General features: G+C 70.2%; 18 protein-coding genes. 14 read left to right on the top strand and 4 right to left on the bottom strand.

The features are described 5' to 3' along the window. Nucleotides 1–7: 7 nt before the first annotated feature. A complete protein-coding gene (gene dapF, locus C3481_RS04400) occupies nucleotides 8–877 on the top strand; it encodes a diaminopimelate epimerase (RefSeq protein WP_023951756.1) in 870 nt (289 codons plus the stop codon). A 36-nt stretch (nucleotides 878–913) separates the two neighbouring features. Here dapF and C3481_RS04395 read toward each other — a convergent pair whose 3' ends face one another. Continuing rightward, complete coding sequence (locus tag C3481_RS04395) at nucleotides 914–1,555, bottom strand: class I SAM-dependent methyltransferase (protein WP_023951754.1); 642 nt, start codon at nucleotides 1,553–1,555, stop codon at nucleotides 914–916. An 85-nt stretch (nucleotides 1,556–1,640) separates the two neighbouring features. Between C3481_RS04395 and hflX the strand changes: the two genes are divergently transcribed. Then, entirely contained in the window at nucleotides 1,641–3,158 is a 1,518-nt protein-coding gene (gene hflX / locus C3481_RS04390) for a GTPase HflX (RefSeq protein ID WP_103840937.1), read from the top strand. 118 nt (nucleotides 3,159–3,276) lie between these two features. Here hflX and C3481_RS04385 read toward each other — a convergent pair whose 3' ends face one another. Next, nucleotides 3,277–5,193 (bottom strand): prolyl oligopeptidase family serine peptidase, encoded by a 1,917-nt coding sequence (locus C3481_RS04385; protein WP_036304628.1) that lies wholly within the window; start codon nucleotides 5,191–5,193, stop codon nucleotides 3,277–3,279. Between the two features lie 78 nt (nucleotides 5,194–5,271). Beyond that, nucleotides 5,272–5,937, bottom strand: a complete 666-nt coding sequence (gene lexA, locus C3481_RS04380) for a transcriptional repressor LexA (protein WP_023951748.1) — start codon at nucleotides 5,935–5,937, stop codon at nucleotides 5,272–5,274. A gap of 256 nt (nucleotides 5,938–6,193) precedes the next feature. Here lexA and C3481_RS04375 point away from each other — a divergent pair, with 256 nt between their 5' ends. The 6 genes from C3481_RS04375 to C3481_RS04350 are packed head-to-tail and all read left to right on the top strand — an operon-like array spanning nucleotide 6,194 to nucleotide 10,510. After that, the gene (locus C3481_RS04375; protein ID WP_036304627.1) at nucleotides 6,194–6,550 is read left to right on the top strand and encodes a LysM peptidoglycan-binding domain-containing protein; all 357 of its coding nucleotides are present in this window, start codon (nucleotides 6,194–6,196) and stop codon (nucleotides 6,548–6,550) included. 42 nt (nucleotides 6,551–6,592) lie between these two features. Next, the gene (locus C3481_RS04370) at nucleotides 6,593–7,678 is read left to right on the top strand and encodes a histidinol-phosphate transaminase (protein ID WP_023951744.1); all 1,086 of its coding nucleotides are present in this window, start codon (nucleotides 6,593–6,595) and stop codon (nucleotides 7,676–7,678) included. Then, a complete protein-coding gene (gene hisB / locus C3481_RS04365) occupies nucleotides 7,675–8,280 on the top strand; it encodes an imidazoleglycerol-phosphate dehydratase HisB (RefSeq protein ID WP_103840935.1) in 606 nt (201 codons plus the stop codon). Before C3481_RS04370 ends, hisB begins: the two co-directional genes overlap by 4 nt. After that, complete coding sequence (hisH, locus tag C3481_RS04360; protein ID WP_064956917.1) at nucleotides 8,277–8,939, top strand: imidazole glycerol phosphate synthase subunit HisH; 663 nt, start codon at nucleotides 8,277–8,279, stop codon at nucleotides 8,937–8,939. The genes hisB and hisH overlap by 4 nt, the downstream gene beginning before the upstream one ends. A gap of 58 nt (nucleotides 8,940–8,997) precedes the next feature. Next, the gene (gene priA, locus C3481_RS04355; RefSeq protein WP_064956916.1) at nucleotides 8,998–9,744 is read left to right on the top strand and encodes a bifunctional 1-(5-phosphoribosyl)-5-((5-phosphoribosylamino)methylideneamino)imidazole-4-carboxamide isomerase/phosphoribosylanthranilate isomerase PriA; all 747 of its coding nucleotides are present in this window, start codon (nucleotides 8,998–9,000) and stop codon (nucleotides 9,742–9,744) included. Then, nucleotides 9,728–10,510, top strand: coding sequence for an SseB family protein (locus tag C3481_RS04350; protein WP_088380881.1), 783 nt, complete (start codon nucleotides 9,728–9,730; stop codon nucleotides 10,508–10,510). The genes priA and C3481_RS04350 overlap by 17 nt, the downstream gene beginning before the upstream one ends. A gap of 42 nt (nucleotides 10,511–10,552) precedes the next feature. Here C3481_RS04350 and C3481_RS04345 read toward each other — a convergent pair whose 3' ends face one another. Beyond that, nucleotides 10,553–10,957, bottom strand: coding sequence for a DUF1844 domain-containing protein (locus C3481_RS04345; RefSeq protein WP_023951737.1), 405 nt, complete (start codon nucleotides 10,955–10,957; stop codon nucleotides 10,553–10,555). Between the two features lie 227 nt (nucleotides 10,958–11,184). Between C3481_RS04345 and infC the strand changes: the two genes are divergently transcribed. From infC to C3481_RS04315, 6 genes are all read left to right on the top strand, one after another. Continuing rightward, complete coding sequence (gene infC / locus C3481_RS04340; RefSeq protein WP_023951736.1) at nucleotides 11,185–11,844, top strand: translation initiation factor IF-3; 660 nt, start codon at nucleotides 11,185–11,187, stop codon at nucleotides 11,842–11,844. A gap of 44 nt (nucleotides 11,845–11,888) precedes the next feature. Next, nucleotides 11,889–12,083, top strand: coding sequence for a 50S ribosomal protein L35 (gene rpmI / locus C3481_RS04335; protein ID WP_005048908.1), 195 nt, complete (start codon nucleotides 11,889–11,891; stop codon nucleotides 12,081–12,083). 32 nt (nucleotides 12,084–12,115) lie between these two features. Beyond that, nucleotides 12,116–12,496, top strand: a complete 381-nt coding sequence (rplT, locus tag C3481_RS04330) for a 50S ribosomal protein L20 (RefSeq protein ID WP_023951735.1) — start codon at nucleotides 12,116–12,118, stop codon at nucleotides 12,494–12,496. 77 nt (nucleotides 12,497–12,573) lie between these two features. Beyond that, complete coding sequence (locus C3481_RS04325; protein ID WP_103840933.1) at nucleotides 12,574–13,371, top strand: RNA methyltransferase; 798 nt, start codon at nucleotides 12,574–12,576, stop codon at nucleotides 13,369–13,371. Between the two features lie 182 nt (nucleotides 13,372–13,553). Then, on the top strand, nucleotides 13,554–14,345 hold the full coding sequence (locus C3481_RS04320; RefSeq protein WP_071918351.1) for an amino acid ABC transporter ATP-binding protein: 792 nt from the start codon (nucleotides 13,554–13,556) through the stop codon (nucleotides 14,343–14,345). 56 nt (nucleotides 14,346–14,401) lie between these two features. Continuing rightward, the gene (locus C3481_RS04315; RefSeq protein ID WP_103840931.1) at nucleotides 14,402–15,313 is read left to right on the top strand and encodes a glutamate ABC transporter substrate-binding protein; all 912 of its coding nucleotides are present in this window, start codon (nucleotides 14,402–14,404) and stop codon (nucleotides 15,311–15,313) included. Nucleotides 15,314–15,364: the final 51 nt, after the last annotated feature.

Here is a 15,364-nt window from a genome sequence, read left to right as displayed (position 1 = left end):
TGGGCTCATGGCGACTCTCGCGTTCACCAAGGGCCACGGCACCGGCAACGACTTCGTGATCCTGGCCGATCCGGACGGTGCGCTCGACCTCAGCGACGCGCAGATCGCCGCCCTGTGCGACCGCCACGTCGGTATCGGCGCCGACGGGCTGCTGCGGGTCGTCCGCTCGTCCGCGATCCCCGAGGGAGCGGATGCCGCTGCCGCCGGGGCCGAATGGTTCATGGACTACCGCAACGCCGACGGGTCGAAGGCCGAGATGTGCGGCAACGGAACGCGGGTCTTCGCCCGCTACCTCGCCGACGCGGGTCTCGCGTCGGTCGAGGCCGGACTCCGCATCGGCACGCGCGCGGGCGTCAAGACGATCACTCGCGCCGACAACGGCTTCGAAGTCGACCTCGGGCTCTGGCGCGCCGACGACGGCGACGTGCTCGTCCGGGCACGCGGGCTCGGAGTCGCCCGCCCCGGTCAAGGGATCGACGTCGGCAACCCGCACGTCGTCGTCGCGCTCGCGGGCGAGGACGAACTCGACGGGCTCGACCTGACGGTGCAGCCCACCCTCGAGCCCCGTCCGTCGGCCGGCGCGAACGTCGAGTTCGTCGTCCCGGCCGAGCCGCTCGTGCAGAACGGAGTCGGGGCCATCCGGATGCGCGTCTACGAGCGCGGCGTGGGAGAGACCCTGTCGTGCGGCACAGGGGTGGCGGCATCCGCTCTCGCGGTGCGCCACTGGGCCGGGGCGGCCGCGCCCGACCGCTGGACCGTCGACGTGCCGGGCGGAACGCTGGGCGTGCGCATCGTGCGGCAGGCCGATGGCGAGCACGTTCTGCTCTCGGGCCCCGCGACGCTGGTGTTCTCGGGGCAGGTCACCCTCGCAGACTGATCCGAGCGCCACGGCGTCCGGACGCCCGGCCCGTGATCAGGGCAGTTCGATCGCGCCCGTCGGGGGAGTGCCGTGCCGGCGCACCCGAAGCACGCGGAATCCGCGGCCGGTCGCCGCGCGCGAGACGCCGTAGCCGTCGTCGAACGTGGCGGCGAGCCACCGCTGCAGCGAGTCGGAACCGAGGTTGCGCTGCACGACGAGCCACGCGTCGCTGCGTTCGGCCAGACGCGGGATCCACCGCTGCAGCATCCCGTGGAGCTCGTTCTTGCCCACGCGGATCGGCGGATTGGAGCGGATGGTCCGGAATACGACGTCGTCGGGAACATCGTCGGGCAGGACGGCGTTGACGTTGTCGAGTCCCAGATCAGCGGCGTTGCGTCGCACCAGGTCGAGTGCCCGTTCGTTCACGTCGACGGCCCACACCGTGGCGTGAGGCGACTCCAGAGCCAGCGACAGCGAGATCGGCCCCCAGCCGCAGCCGAGGTCGAGGAAATCCCCGCCGGACGGTGCCGGCGGAGTATTGGCCAGAAGAACCCCTGTGCCCGAATCCACGTGGTCAGGGCTGAACACCCCGCCCGCGGTCGTGACCTCCACGGCACGGCCCGCGAGGGTCACGCGGATGCGGCGGAGGTTCTGCTCGCTGGACGGGGACGCGCTGAAGTAATGATCGCTCCCCATGCATCCGAGCGTATCGGAGCCGGACGTACCGGCGGGAGACTAGAATTCACGGATGCCCGGGCACGGGCATCCCGGGAAGAGAGTTATGACGCATATCACCACCCCCGACGGCGACGACGACATCGCGGTGGACCCGGTCGAGCGCGTGCTCGCGAGCGCGGAGACGCGTTCGTCGATCCGCGTCTTCGGCGGCGCCCAGGCGCTGCAGGACGAGGCGACCGTCGCGTACGGAGACACCGACGGCGACCAGTGGGACCGCGAGGAGCGTGCCGCGCTGCGTCGCGTCCCCGGCCTGTCCACCGAGCTCGAGGATGTCACCGAGGTCGAGTACCGCCAGCTGCGACTCGAGAACGTCGTGCTCGTCGGCGTCTACCCCCAGGGGGCGCAGGAGGACGCGGAGAACTCGCTGCGCGAGCTCGCGGCGCTGGCCGAGACCGCCGGCGCGGTCGTGCTCGACGGCGTGCTCCAGCGGCGGCCGCATCCGGACCCCGCGACCTACATCGGACGCGGCAAGGCCGCCGAGCTGCGCGACCTCGTCGCCGCGGTCGGAGCCGACACCGTGATCGCCGACACTGAGCTGGCGCCGAGTCAGCGGCGTGCCCTCGAGGACGTCGCGAAGGTCAAGGTCATCGACCGCACGACGGTCATCCTCGACATCTTCAGCCAGCACGCGAAGAGCCGTGAGGGCAAGGCCCAGGTCGAGCTCGCCCAGCTCGAGTACCTGCTCCCGCGCCTGCGAGGCTGGGGTGAGTCGATGAGCCGTCAGGCCGGTGGCCAGGTCGGCGCCGGCGGCGCGGGCATGGGCTCGCGCGGACCGGGTGAGACGAAGATCGAGCTCGACCGTCGCCGCATCCGCACCCGTATGGCGCAGCTGCGCAAGCAGATCCGCGAGTTCGCGCCGTCGCGCGAGGCCAAGCGGGCGGAGCGCCGGCGCAACACAATCCCCTCGGTCGCGATCGCCGGCTACACCAACGCCGGCAAGTCGAGCCTGCTCAACCGGCTGACGAGCGCCGGCGTCCTCGTCGAGAACGCCCTGTTCGCGACGCTGGATGCCACCGTGCGCCGGGCCGAGGCCGCCGACGGCCGCGTCTTCACGCTCACCGACACCGTCGGCTTCGTGCGCAATCTGCCTCATCAGCTCGTCGAGGCCTTCCGGTCGACGCTCGAGGAGGTGTCGGGTGCGGACGTCATCGTGCACGTCGTGGACGGGTCGCATCCCGATCCTGCGGCACAGCTCGCGACCGTCCGCGATGTGATGGGCGACGTGGGCGCTCGTGCGACGCGCGAGCTCGTCGTGTTCAACAAGGCCGACCTCGTCGACGACGATGCTCGGCTGCTGCTGCGCGGGCTCGAGCCGACGGCGCACTTCGTGTCCTCGCGCACCGGCGAGGGCATCGATGAGCTCCGCGCCGCCATCGAGGACGCGCTGCCCCTGCCGGCCGTCGAGGTGCGCGCGCTCGTGCCGTACGACCGCGGCGACCTGATCTCGGCCGTGCACGAGAGCGGCCACATCGTCGCGACGTCGCACGAGCAGGACGGGACCGCCGTGCACGCGCATGTCTCGGAGCGTCTCGCGGCCGAGCTTGCGCCCTACGCCGTCTGAATCGGCGCGCGGCGATACACCTGCACGATCGGTGGTGCCGGTGAGTCCTCCGCGCGCGTGGAAGGCCTCACCAACACCACCGGCCTGACGGATGTATCAGCACCGGCCGTCGCGGGGCTCAATCGAGCGCGAGCGGTGCGACGCCGGGGGTGTCGAAGCCGAAGACCCGGCCGAGGAACGCCAGCTCGGTCTCGAGCGCGTTCACGATCGTCTCGGTGCGCCGGAACCCGTGTCCCTCGCCCGCGTATAGCACGTAGGCGTGGGGCACACCGTGCGCCACGAGCGCGTCGCGGATGGCCTCGGCCTGCGCCGGCGGCACGACGGCGTCCTCGTCGCCCTGCAGGAGCAGCAGCGGCACCCGGAACCGCTCGGGTCGGCTCAGCGGCGATCGCTCGATGTAGACCGGCTCGGCTTCGGGGAGGGGGCCGATGAGACCGTCGAGGTACCGCGCCTCGAAGTCGTGCGTCTCGGCGGCCAGAGCACGCGCATCGCCGACACCGTAGCGCGAGACGCCCGCCCCGAAGACATCCGTTCCGACGAGCGCCGCGAGCACGGTCCAGCCGCCGGCGGATCCTCCCTCGATCGCCAGCCGTGACGGATCCGCGAGACCCTCGTCGGCGAGACCGCGTGCGGCCGCGGCGACGTCGTCGACGTCGACGACACCCCACTGTCCCTTCAGCCGTTCGCGGTAGGAACGGCCGTATCCCGTCGAACCGCCGTAGTTGACGTCGAGGACGCCGATGCCGCGGCTCGTGAAGTAGGCCACCTTGCTGTCGGCTGCGCCGCCCACGTGCGAGGTCGGCCCGCCGTGCACCCAGACCAGGTACGGGGGCAGTTCGTCGGCCGGCGCGGTGACGTCGGGGTTGGTCGGCGGGTAGGCGAAGGCATGCACCAGGCCGTGCGGGCCCTCCGTCGTCAGCTGCCGGGCGTGCGGGATCCACGATGCGTCGACGTCCGGAGCACCGCCGCGGACCGCGCTCGTCTCGCCGGTGTCCAGGTCGACGAGCCACAGGCCCGCCCCTCCCGGCATCGCCCCGCTGACGAGGGCGCGGCTGCCGCGGACGTCTTCGATCTGCACGCGTGCGGTGGCGGGGAAGGGAAGCGGGATGGCGCCGCCGTCGCGGTCCACGATCACGAGCTGGTCCGATCCGTGGGTGCGCACGGCCACCAGGCGGCCGTCATCGAGCGGCGCGTACCAGCGGGTGCCGAGCACCCACAGGCCACCACCCGTGTCGGCGTCGGCGGGCGAGACGGCCGTGGGCGGGGCGTCGGTCGCGGGGTCGACGCGGTAGACATTCCAGCGTCCGGTCGGCTCGTCGGCGAAGAACAGCGCGCCGTCGTCGGTCCACTCGGGCTGCAGCGCGGCGGTGGCGCCGCCCGCGACGTCACGGATGCCGCGGGGGGCGTCCAGGTCGGCGACGCGGATGCGCGTGCGGTCCCAGGGCATGTCGGGGTGATCCCAGGCCACCCAGGCGAGGCGCGAGCCATCGGGCGACAGCGCCGGCTGGGCGACGAAGTCGCTACCGCCGGCGAGCTCGGTCACGCTCGAGGCGTCGGGAACCTCGGCGCTGTCAGCGCGCTCGATGCGGACGATGTGGCGCTCGGGCGTGCCGCCGGGACGTTCGCGTTCGCGAACCGCGAGAAGGACGCCGCGCTGCCAGCGGAGGCCCCCGTAGTGCGTGCCGGTCTCCTCCGGAGTGAGCGGTCGGGGATCGCCGCCCGGGCGAAGGCTCCGGATGCGCTGGTCGGACTTGTCGACGAAGAACAGCTCGCCGTCATCCGACACCGTCCAGGCTCCGCCGCCGTACTCGTGCACGCGCGACCGGGCGTTCCAGGGTGCGGGGAGGACGACCTGCACGGTGCCATCGCCGCGGCGGCGCATGACCGCGACGCGACCGGCCTCGTCGGGCAGCGACTCGCCCCACCAGATCTCATCACCCACGAAGCTCGCGCCGTCGAGGCGCAATGATGACGCGCTGGCCCATGCCGCCGTCAGGGGAGAGGGCCAGGAACCATAGGGAAGCTGCTGCGACATACAGCCACGCTACGCGAGGCCTGGCTTCCCGACCTCGACCGGGGAGACGGTGGGGAGCGGATGCCGTCCCGGGGCGCCTCAGACCGTGCGCAGAACCGCCACGACCTTGCCGAGCACCGTCGCGTCGTCGCCGAGGATCGGCTCGAACGCCGAGTTGCGGGGGAGGAGCCACGTGTGGCCGTCGCGCTGGCGGAGCGTCTTCACCGTCGCCTCGCCGTCGAGCATGGCCGCGACGATCTCGCCGTTGTCGGCGGTTGCCTGCGCCCGCACGACGACCCAGTCGCCGTCGCAGATGGCCGCGTCGATCATCGAGTCGCCGACGACCTTGAGCATGAACAGCTCGCCCTTGCCGACGAGCTGGCGCGGCAGCGGGAAGATCTCCTCGACCTGCTGGTCGGCGGTGATCGGCACGCCCGCCGCGATGCGGCCCACGAGCGGCACGAGGGCGGCGTCGCCGAGGGCGGGCGCGGCGTCGGCCGGGTTCTCGCCGGCGGTGCCCGGGAGATCGATGAGCACCTCCATCGCGCGGGTCTTGCCGGGGTCGCGCCGCAGGTAGCCGCTGAGCTCGAGCTGGTTCAGCTGGTGGGTGACGCTGGACAGCGACTTGAGGCCGACCGCGTCGCCGATCTCGCGCATGCTCGGCGGGTAGCCGTTGCGGGCGATCGCGTTCTGGATCACCTCGAGGATCGCGAGCTGCTTGTCGCTCAGATTCTTGCGTCGTCGCGTCTGCGGCTTCTCGCTCATACCGCCGGTCTCCTGTCGTCGCGCCCCGTCCCCGACCCGATGTCGGAGGTTCATGGTGGGCTCTCGCTGTCGAAAAGGTAGCCCGATACGACGGCGACATCGCGGAACGCTCCGCGTGTCTCTTCGATCGGTCTCCGATTTCGGTGGGTGGTTGACACCACACAATATCGAAGATACGTTCGGAACCGAAGTTCGCACCCGTCTCTCCCGGCCGAGAGGCGGGGGCGAATCTTCCTACCGCTCCCGAGGAGATGCCATGACCACGATCGATGCCCGCTTCGCACCGGCCCCCCGCACCCGCCTGCGTCTGACGCGCCGCGGACGCCGCGTCGTCGCCACGATCGCCGCCCTTCCGGCGGTCGTCGCCATCACGGCAGCCGTGCTCTCGGGGGGAGGCGCGCTCGCCTCGAGCGAGGTCGGCGCCCCCGCCGGCTCGTTCACGACCGTGACCGTGATGTCCGGCGAATCGCTCTGGTCCATCGCCGAAGAGGTGGCGCCCGCCGCCGACCCCCGCGATGTCGTCGATGCGATCATCCGGCTGAACGCTCTCGGCTCGGGCCAGCTCGAGGCCGGCCAGACGCTTGCGATCCCGGCCGAGTACGCCGCGAGCTGACACCGGCGGCAACAGTGGCGCGCGCGGCCTAGCATGGGTGGGATGAGCCCGAGTCTGGATGATCTGCCCCTCAGAGACGATCTGCGAGGCCTCACCCCGTACGGCGCCCCGCAGGCGCCCCTTCCGGTCGCGCTGAACGTCAACGAGAACACGCATCCCGTTCCCGAAGAGGTCGCCGACGACATCCTGGATGCCGTAGCCCGCGCCCTGCGCGACGTCAACCGCTATCCCGACCGCGAGTTCACCCACCTCCGCGAGTCGTTCGCCGAGTACCTCGGCCACGGCCTGACCCCCGATCGCATCTGGGCAGCGAACGGATCGAACGAGGTCCTGCAGCACCTCCTCCAGGCCTTCGGAGGCCCGGGACGCACCGCGATGGGCTTCGGTCCGACCTACTCGATGTACCCCCTGCTGACGCGCGCGACCGGCGCCCAGTACGTCACGGGGACACGTGGACCCGACTTCACGCTCGATCCCGCCTCCGCCGCAGCCCAGGTCGCCGAGCTCCGCCCGGACGTCGTCTTCCTGTGTGCGCCCAACAACCCCACCGGCACACCCCTCGGGCTCGACGTCATCGAGGCGGTGTACGGGGCCACCGACGGCATCGTGATCGTCGACGAGGCCTACCAGGAGTTCGCGCCGCGCGAAAGCTCCTCCGCTCTGACGCTTCTCGGTGAGCGCAACCGGCTCGTCGTGTCGCGCACGATGAGCAAGGCCTTCGCCTTCGCCGGCGCCCGCGTCGGCTACCTCGCCGCCGACCCCACGCTCATCGACGCGCTCCGGCTCGTCCGACTGCCGTACCACTTGAGCGCGCTGACGCAGGCGGCGGCGACAGCCGCCCTCTCCCACTCGACGACGATGCTCCGGATGGTCGACGAGATCGTCGCGCAGCGCGACCGGATGTCGGCGACGCTCGACGCCCTCGGCTATCACGCGTACGAGAGCTGGACGAACTTCGTGCTGTTCGACGGCGTCGACGACCCGCGGGCGACCTGGCAGGCTCTGTACGACCGCGGCATCCTCGTCCGCGACGTGGGCATCCCGCACAGCCTGCGTGTGAGCGCCGGCACGGAAGACGAGACGACCGCGTTCCTCGAAGCACTGGCCTCGATAGACTCGGAGGCATGACCAGCCCCCGAACGGCCAGCATCCGTCGCGCCACGAGCGAGTCGAGCGTCGAGCTCGAGCTCAACCTCGACGGCACCGGGATCAGCACGATCGAGACGACCGTGCCGTTCTTCGACCACCTGCTGACGGCGTTCGCGAAGCACTCGCTCACCGACCTGACCGTGCGCGCGACGGGCGATACGCACATCGACGCGCACCACACGGTGGAGGATGTGGCGATCGTGCTCGGACAGGCGCTGCGTTCCGCGCTGGGCGACAAGTCGGGCATCTCCCGCTACGGTGATGCACTCGTGCCCCTCGACGAGGCGCTCGCGCAGGCGGTCGTCGACATCTCGGGGCGTCCGTACCTCGTGCACTCGGGGGAGCCGGACGGTTACGAGTTCCACCTCGTCGGCGGGCACTTCACCGGTTCGCTCGTGCGACACACGTTCGAGGCCATCGCGTTCAACGCCGGGCTGACGGTGCACGTCCGCGTCCTCGGCGGACGTGATCCGCACCACATCGCCGAAGCGGAGTACAAGGCGTTCGCCCGAGCTTTCCGGCAGGCGAAGGCGCTCGATCCGCTCGTGCACGGCATCCCCAGCACGAAGGGCGCCCTATGACCGAGGGTGACCGGACCGAACGCGCGCCGCTCGTCGCCGTGCTCGACTACGGGTCGGGCAACGTCCACTCGGCGGTCAAGGCTCTTTCCGCCGCGGGGGCAGATGCGCGGTTGACGTCGGACCGCGGCCTCATCCGCGACGCCGACGGGCTTCTCGTTCCGGGAGTCGGTGCTTTCAGCGCCGTCATGGCCGCCCTGCGCGAGAGCCGCGGCGACGAGATCATCGAGCGGCGCCTGGCCGGGGGACGTCCGGTGCTGGGCATCTGCGTCGGGATGCAGATCATGTTCGGCAACGGCGTGGAGCGCGGCGATGACACCGAGGGGCTCGGACAGTGGCCGGGCACCGTCACCGAGCTGCAGGCGCCCGTGCTGCCCCACATGGGCTGGAACACCGTCCGTGCCGGGGCGGGGTCGACGCTGTTCGACGGGCTGGAGGACGAGCGCTTCTACTTCGTGCACTCCTACGGCGCCCAGGACTGGAGCCTCGAGGTCATGAAGCCCTTCGCCGAGCCCGTGCTGACGTGGTGCGACTACGGCGCACCGTTCCTCGCCGCGGTCGAGAACGGGCCGCTGTCTGCGACGCAGTTCCACCCCGAGAAGTCGGGGGCCGCCGGCATCCGTCTCCTCGCCAATTGGATCGGCGCCCTGCCGCGCCACTAGTCTCCCTCTGGTGCGCTCGCGTGGACGAGCGCGCATCCCGACCCACCCCTGGAATGTGATGAACGACTTCGCGTCCACCCCCGAACTGATCCTCCTGCCCGCGGTCGACGTCGCCGACGGGAAGGCCGTGCGCCTGACCCAGGGCGAAGCCGGCAGCGAGACGACCTATGGCGACCCCGTCGACGCGGCCCTCGCCTGGGCCAAGCAGGGCGCGCAGTGGATCCATCTCGTCGACCTCGACGCCGCCTTCGGCCGAGGCAACAACGCCGCCGTGCTGCGCAAGGTCATCAAGCAGGTCAAGGGCGTGCAGATCGAGCTCTCGGGTGGCATCCGCGACGACGCGACGCTCGAGGCGGCCCTCGAGAGCGGAGCGACCCGCATCAACCTCGGCACTGCGGCGCTCGAGAACCCGGAGTGGGCGGCCGACGTGATCGGACGCTACGGCGACGCGATCGCGGTGGGACTCGACGTCCGCGGCACGACGCTCGCCGCCCGCGGCTGGACGCGAGACGGCGGCGACCTCTGGGACGTCCTGGAGCGCCTCGAGGATGCCGGCTGCAGCCGCTACGTCGTCACCGACGTGACCAAGGACGGCACCCTGCAGGGGCCCAACATCGAGCTGCTGCGCGAGATCACCTCGCGGACGCCCAAGCCCGTGGTCGCATCCGGTGGGATCTCGAGCCTCGATGACATCGCCGCGCTCCGCGAGCTCGTGCCGCTCGGTGTCGAGGGCGCGATCGTCGGCAAGGCACTCTACGCCGGCGCGTTCACGCTGGCCGAGGCGCTGGATGTCGCCGGAGACTGACGACGGCTGCGGCCACGCCGCCGATTCGGCGGGCGTCCCCTGGGAGGGGCGCAGCTTCGAGTCGAACCCGCACGCCGGCGACGATGGCTCCGCCGATCCCGCGCTGCTCGCCGCGCTGGAGGCGTTCCGCGTCGGCGCTGGTGACGCGGTGGCGGTCGTCGAGGCGTACCGCACGGCGCGGCTGCTGATCCCGCTCGTCCCCGAGAAGGGCGACGAGGGGATCGGACCCACCGGGCTCCGTGTCGACAAGACGCAGGAGCTGTCGATCGTCACGGTTGCGGCCCCCGACGGCCGTCGGGTCCTGCCGGTCTTCACCTCGGTCGCGGCGCTGGCGCGGTGGGATTCCGTCGCTCGGCCGGTCCCGGCCGACGGTGTGCGCACGGCCATGGCCGCGGCATCCGATGACACCGACCTGATCGTGATCGATCCGGGCTCCGAGACGGAGTTCGTGCTGCGGCGACCTGCCGTCTGGGCGATCGGTCAGGGTCTGCCGTGGGAGCCCGCACCGACCTCACCCGAGGTCTTCACCGCACTGCAGGCGAGCATCGGGGGAGAACTCGCGGTGCTCGACCTCTCGGTCGCGGCGGGGGATCCCGACGCGCGCATGCGCGGACCCGAGCTGGTCGTTCGGCTCCATCTCATCGACGGACTGGATGCCGCCGAGCTCGACGCCGTGCTGTCGCGGCTCGCTTCGCGGTGGGCTGCCGACGATCGCATCGCGGTGCTCGTCGACTCGCTGACGGTCAAGCTGGTGCGCGCGTCCTGACGGAGGTCCCGGACCCGGGCGCGGCCCGAGCCCGGAACGACGTCAGTTGACCGGGCCGGTGAACTTCTCGCCGGGACCCTTGCCGATCGGGTCGGGGATCGTCGACGCCTCGCGGAAGGCCAGCTGCAGCGAGCGCAGGCCGTCGCGCAGCGAACGCGCGTGCATGTCGCTGATCTCGGGTGCGCCGGCGGTGATGAGCCCGGCGAGGGCGTTGATGAGCTTGCGGGCCTCGTCGAGATCGAGCTGCGTGGCCGGGTCGTCGGCGAGTCCGACCTTGACCGCGGCGGCGCTCATGAGGTGGACGGCGGCGGTGGTGATGACCTCGACGGCGGGAACATCGGCGATGTCGCGGGTCGCGGCGGAGGCGGCGCGCTCCTGCTCCTCCCACCGCTGGCGACGAGCCTCGTCGTCGGTGAAGGTGCTGTTGTCGGCGGGGTTCGTGTCCACGTGTCGCTCTCTGCTAGACTGTGCGGGCACCGGAGTGTTCTACTCCGGATCGAAAGAGGATCACATCCCACCCGCGCTTGCCGTTCCAGGCTACCGGGTCATGCACTCCGCTCCGTCCGTGTCACAACGGCCGGAGTAGCCAGGGTGCGGAACACGAATGCCGACGCACGTGCGTCGTGCGGGGTGGATGCGATGCTCTTCCGCCCGGGTCGCGTCCTCGCGTCCCGGTGGCCACCACCGCACGAACAGGAGTTCCGCACATCAGCGATCCCCGCACCAACGACCGCATCCGCGTCCCCGAGGTTCGCCTCGTCGGCCCCGCTGGAGAGCAGGTCGGCGTCGTCCGTATCGAGGTCGCCCTGCGTCTGGCGCAGGAGGCCGAGCTCGACCTCGTCGAGGTCGCCCCGAACTCGAAGCCGCCCGTGGTCAAGATCATGGACTACGGCAAGTTCAAGTACGAAGCGGCTCAGAAGGCCAAGGAAGCGCGTCGCAATCAGGCCAACACGGTCCTCAAGGAGGTCCGGTTCCGTCTGAAGATCGAGGCGCACGACTACATCACCAAGCTCAAGCGCGCCGAGGGCTTCCTCCAGGCGGGCGACAAGGTCAAGGCGATGATCCTGTTCCGCGGCCGCGAGCAGTCGCGTCCCGAGCAGGGCGTGCGCCTGCTCCGCAAGTTCGCCGAGGATGTCGCCGAGCTGGGCACCGTCGAGTCGAACCCGACGATCGACGGCCGCAACATGGTGATGGTCATCGCGCCGCACAAGAACAAGTCCGAGGTGAAGACCGAGCAGAACGCCCAGCGTGCCGCCAACAAGGAGGCAGCACGTCAGGCCCGCTCCGGCGACGCGCCCGAGACCGAAGACGCCGCTCCCGCCTCGGCGGAGTAGCCCCCAGACTCCCGCCTCGCGGGATACACAACGAAGGAAGAGACATGCCGAAGCAGAAGACCCACTCGGGTGCCAAGAAGCGCTTCAAGGTCACCGGCAGCGGAAAGATCAAGAAGCAGCAGGCGAACCTCCGCCACAACTTCGAAGGCAAGCCCACCAAGCGCACGCGCCGCCTGTCGGCCGACAAGATCCTGGCTCCCGGCGACGCGAAGGTCGCCAAGAAGCTCCTCGGCATCTGAGCGCTGCTGCGCACGAATAGGAAACAAACGAAATGGCTAGAGTCAAGCGGGCAGTAAACGCCCACAAGAAGCGTCGCGTCATCCTCGAGCGCGCCTCCGGTTACCGCGGACAGCGTTCGCGCCTGTACCGCAAGGCGAAGGAGCAGGTCACCCACTCGCTCGTCTACGCGTACCGCGACCGTCGCAAGCGCAAGGGCGACTTCCGTCGTCTGTGGATCCAGCGCATCAACGCCGCTGCCCGTCAGAACGGCATCACGTACAACCGCTTCATCCAGGGCCTCGGCCTCGCGGGTGTGCAGGTCGACCGTCGTATGCTCGCCGAGCTCGCTGTGAACGAGCCCGCCGTCTTCGCGTCGCTCGTGGCGACGGCCAAGGGCGCTCTGCCGGCCGACGTCAACGCTCCCAAGGCCTGATCGGGTCTTCGCGTTCCACGCATCCACGAAGGGGCGTCCTCCGAGAGGAGGGCGCCCCTTCGCCGTATGCTGAAAACGTGCTCGAGAACCCTCGCTCGCCCCGCGTTCGCGCCGTCGCCAAGCTGACCAAGCGCAGCGCTCGTCAGGAGACCGGCCTGTTCCTGCTCGAGGGCCCTCAGGCCGCGCGCGAGGCCTTGGCCTACCGCGCCGAGACTCTCGTCGAGATCTTCGCGACGCCGAACGCGATCGATCGGCATCCCGAGCTGGCCGCGAGCGCTGAGAAGGCCGGCGTGGCCGTCGTCTCGGCGAGCGAGGCCGTGCTCGAGGCGATGGCCGACACCGTCACGCCGCAGGGCATCGTGGCCGTCGCCCATCAGTCGCCGTCGTCACTGCACGACATCTTCGCCGCACGCCCCCGACTCGTCGCGATCTGTGAGGAGGTGCGCGATCCCGGCAACCTCGGGACGATCATCCGGGCCGCGGATGCCGCCGGCGCGGACGCCGTCGTGCTGACGGGGCGGACCGTCGACCCGTACAACCCGAAGGTGGTCCGCTCGACCACCGGGTCGCTGTTCCACCTTCCGATCGCGCTCGGCGTCGAGCTCGACGCTGCCGTCGAGCAGGCGCACGGCGCGGGCCTGCGGGTCGTTGCGGCCGACGTGAAGGGTGAGGAATTCCTCGACCACCGCGCTAACCTCGCCGAGCCGACGGCGTGGCTCTTCGGCAACGAGGCGCGCGGGCTCGCCGACGAGGCCCTCGCGCGCGCCGACCTCGCGCTGCGCCTGCCGATCTACGGCGCCGCCGAGTCGCTGAACCTCGCGACCGCCGCGAGCGTGTGCCTCTACGAGACCGCGTTCGCCCAGCGCGCCGGCTGAGCCCCGTCTCTGTTGGGTCGACTCGCCAGGAACGGCGGGTCCGGCCCCCGCAGCATCCGCAGGTCGTGGCGAGTCGACGGGGGCAGGCAAGACGCGCCGTGTATTCCGATTCTGTTACAGATCGGTGACTCGGACCGTTCGCGGCTGCTCCGAGCGGGGGAGTGCTCTTAGTGTGAACTCTTATGACGACTCCCGAAAACCCGGCGCCCCCGACGTCGAACATCTCGGTGCGCCGCGGCGACCCGCTCGTGGTGATCGAGGGCGTGCAGAAGCACTACGGCTCGTTCCAGGCCCTCAAGGACATCGACCTGACCGTCAACCGCGGTGAGGTCGTCGTGGTCATCGGTCCGTCGGGCTCGGGCAAGTCGACGCTCTGCCGCACGATTAATCGCCTCGAGACGATCAGCGAGGGCACGATCACCATCGACGGCGAGAAGCTGCCGTCCGAGGGCAAGGCTCTCGCGGCGCTCCGCGCCGACGTCGGAATGGTCTTCCAGTCGTTCAACCTCTTCGCTCACCTGACGATCCTCGAGAACGTCACGCTCGGGCCGATCAAGGTCAAGGGCATGAAGAAGGCCGAGGCCGAGAAGCTCGCCCGCGAGCTGCTCGATCGCGTCGGCGTGGGACACCAGGCCGACAAGCTGCCGGCGCAGCTGTCGGGCGGTCAGCAGCAGCGCGTCGCGATCGCCCGTGCGCTCGCGATGAAGCCGAAGGTGATGCTCTTCGACGAGCCCACCAGCGCGCTCGACCCCGAGATGATCAACGAGGTCCTCGACGTCATGGTCGGTCTCGCGCAGGACGGCATGACGATGATCGTCGTCACCCACGAGATGGGCTTCGCCCGCAAGGCGGCCGACCGGGTCGTGTTCATGGCCGACGGGCAGATCGTCGAAGAAGCCGTTCCCGAGCAGTTCTTCACGGCGCCCAAGAGCGACCGCGCGAAGGACTTCCTCTCCAAGCTCATCACCCACTGAGACCACCGACTTCCGCGCTCTGCACCGGGCGCGGATGCCCCAACCAGGAGGACCACATGCGCAAGACACGAATCACCGGCGCTTTCGCCGGTATCGCCATCGCTGCGATCGCTCTGACCGGCTGCAACAGCGGCTCGCCCACCTCGCCCGGCGGTGCCGCCACCGGTGACGGCGGAGACAGCAACGAGGCCCTGTGGGAGGTCGCCTCCGACGTCTCGCTCGAGGGCAGCCCGACGTTCGACGCGATCCAGTCGCGTGACAAGGTGATCGTCGGTGTCAAGGAGGACCAGCCCGGTCTCGGCTTCCTCGACGCGACGTCCAACGAGCGCAGCGGCTTCGACGTCGACATCGCACGCTGGATCGCGGCATCCCTCGGCTACGACGAGGACAAGATCGAGTTCAAGGCGATCGCCTCGGCCAACCGCGAGCAGGCCATCGTCAACGGCGACGTCGACTACTACGTCGGCACGTACTCGATCACCGACTCGCGCAAGCAGCAGATCGACTTCGCCGGTCCGTACTTCATCACGGGCCAGGGCCTGCTCGTCGCCGCGGACAGCGACATCACGAGCGAGGACGACCTGAGCGAGAACACGCGCGTGTGCTCGGCGACCGGATCGACGCCCATCCAGAACATCAAGACGAACTACCCCGAGGTTCCCACCGAGGAGTTCGACCTCTACTCGGCATGCGTCGACGCGCTCATCAACGGCACCGTCGACGCCGTCACGACCGACCAGGCGATCCTGATCGGCTACGCGGCGCAGTACCCCGACGAGATCAAGGTCGTGGGCGAGCCCTTCAGCGAGGAGAAGTACGGCGTCGGCCTGCGCAAGGGCGACGACGCGTTCCGCGCGCACATCAACGAGCTGCTCACCGACGGCGGCGACGTGTGGCAGGGCATCTTCGACAAGAACCTCGGTCAGTCCGGGATCACGGTCGAGCAGCCCGCGGTCGACGCGTACTGATTCGCACTGACACCATGACCACGGGGTGGGGGCGCACGCGTCCCCACCCCG

This window comes from Microbacterium sp. Ru50, assembly GCF_002920555.1.
In the GTDB taxonomy this organism is placed as follows: domain Bacteria; phylum Actinomycetota; class Actinomycetes; order Actinomycetales; family Microbacteriaceae; genus Microbacterium; species Microbacterium arborescens.
This window is presented reverse-complemented; position numbering and strand designations above follow the sequence as displayed.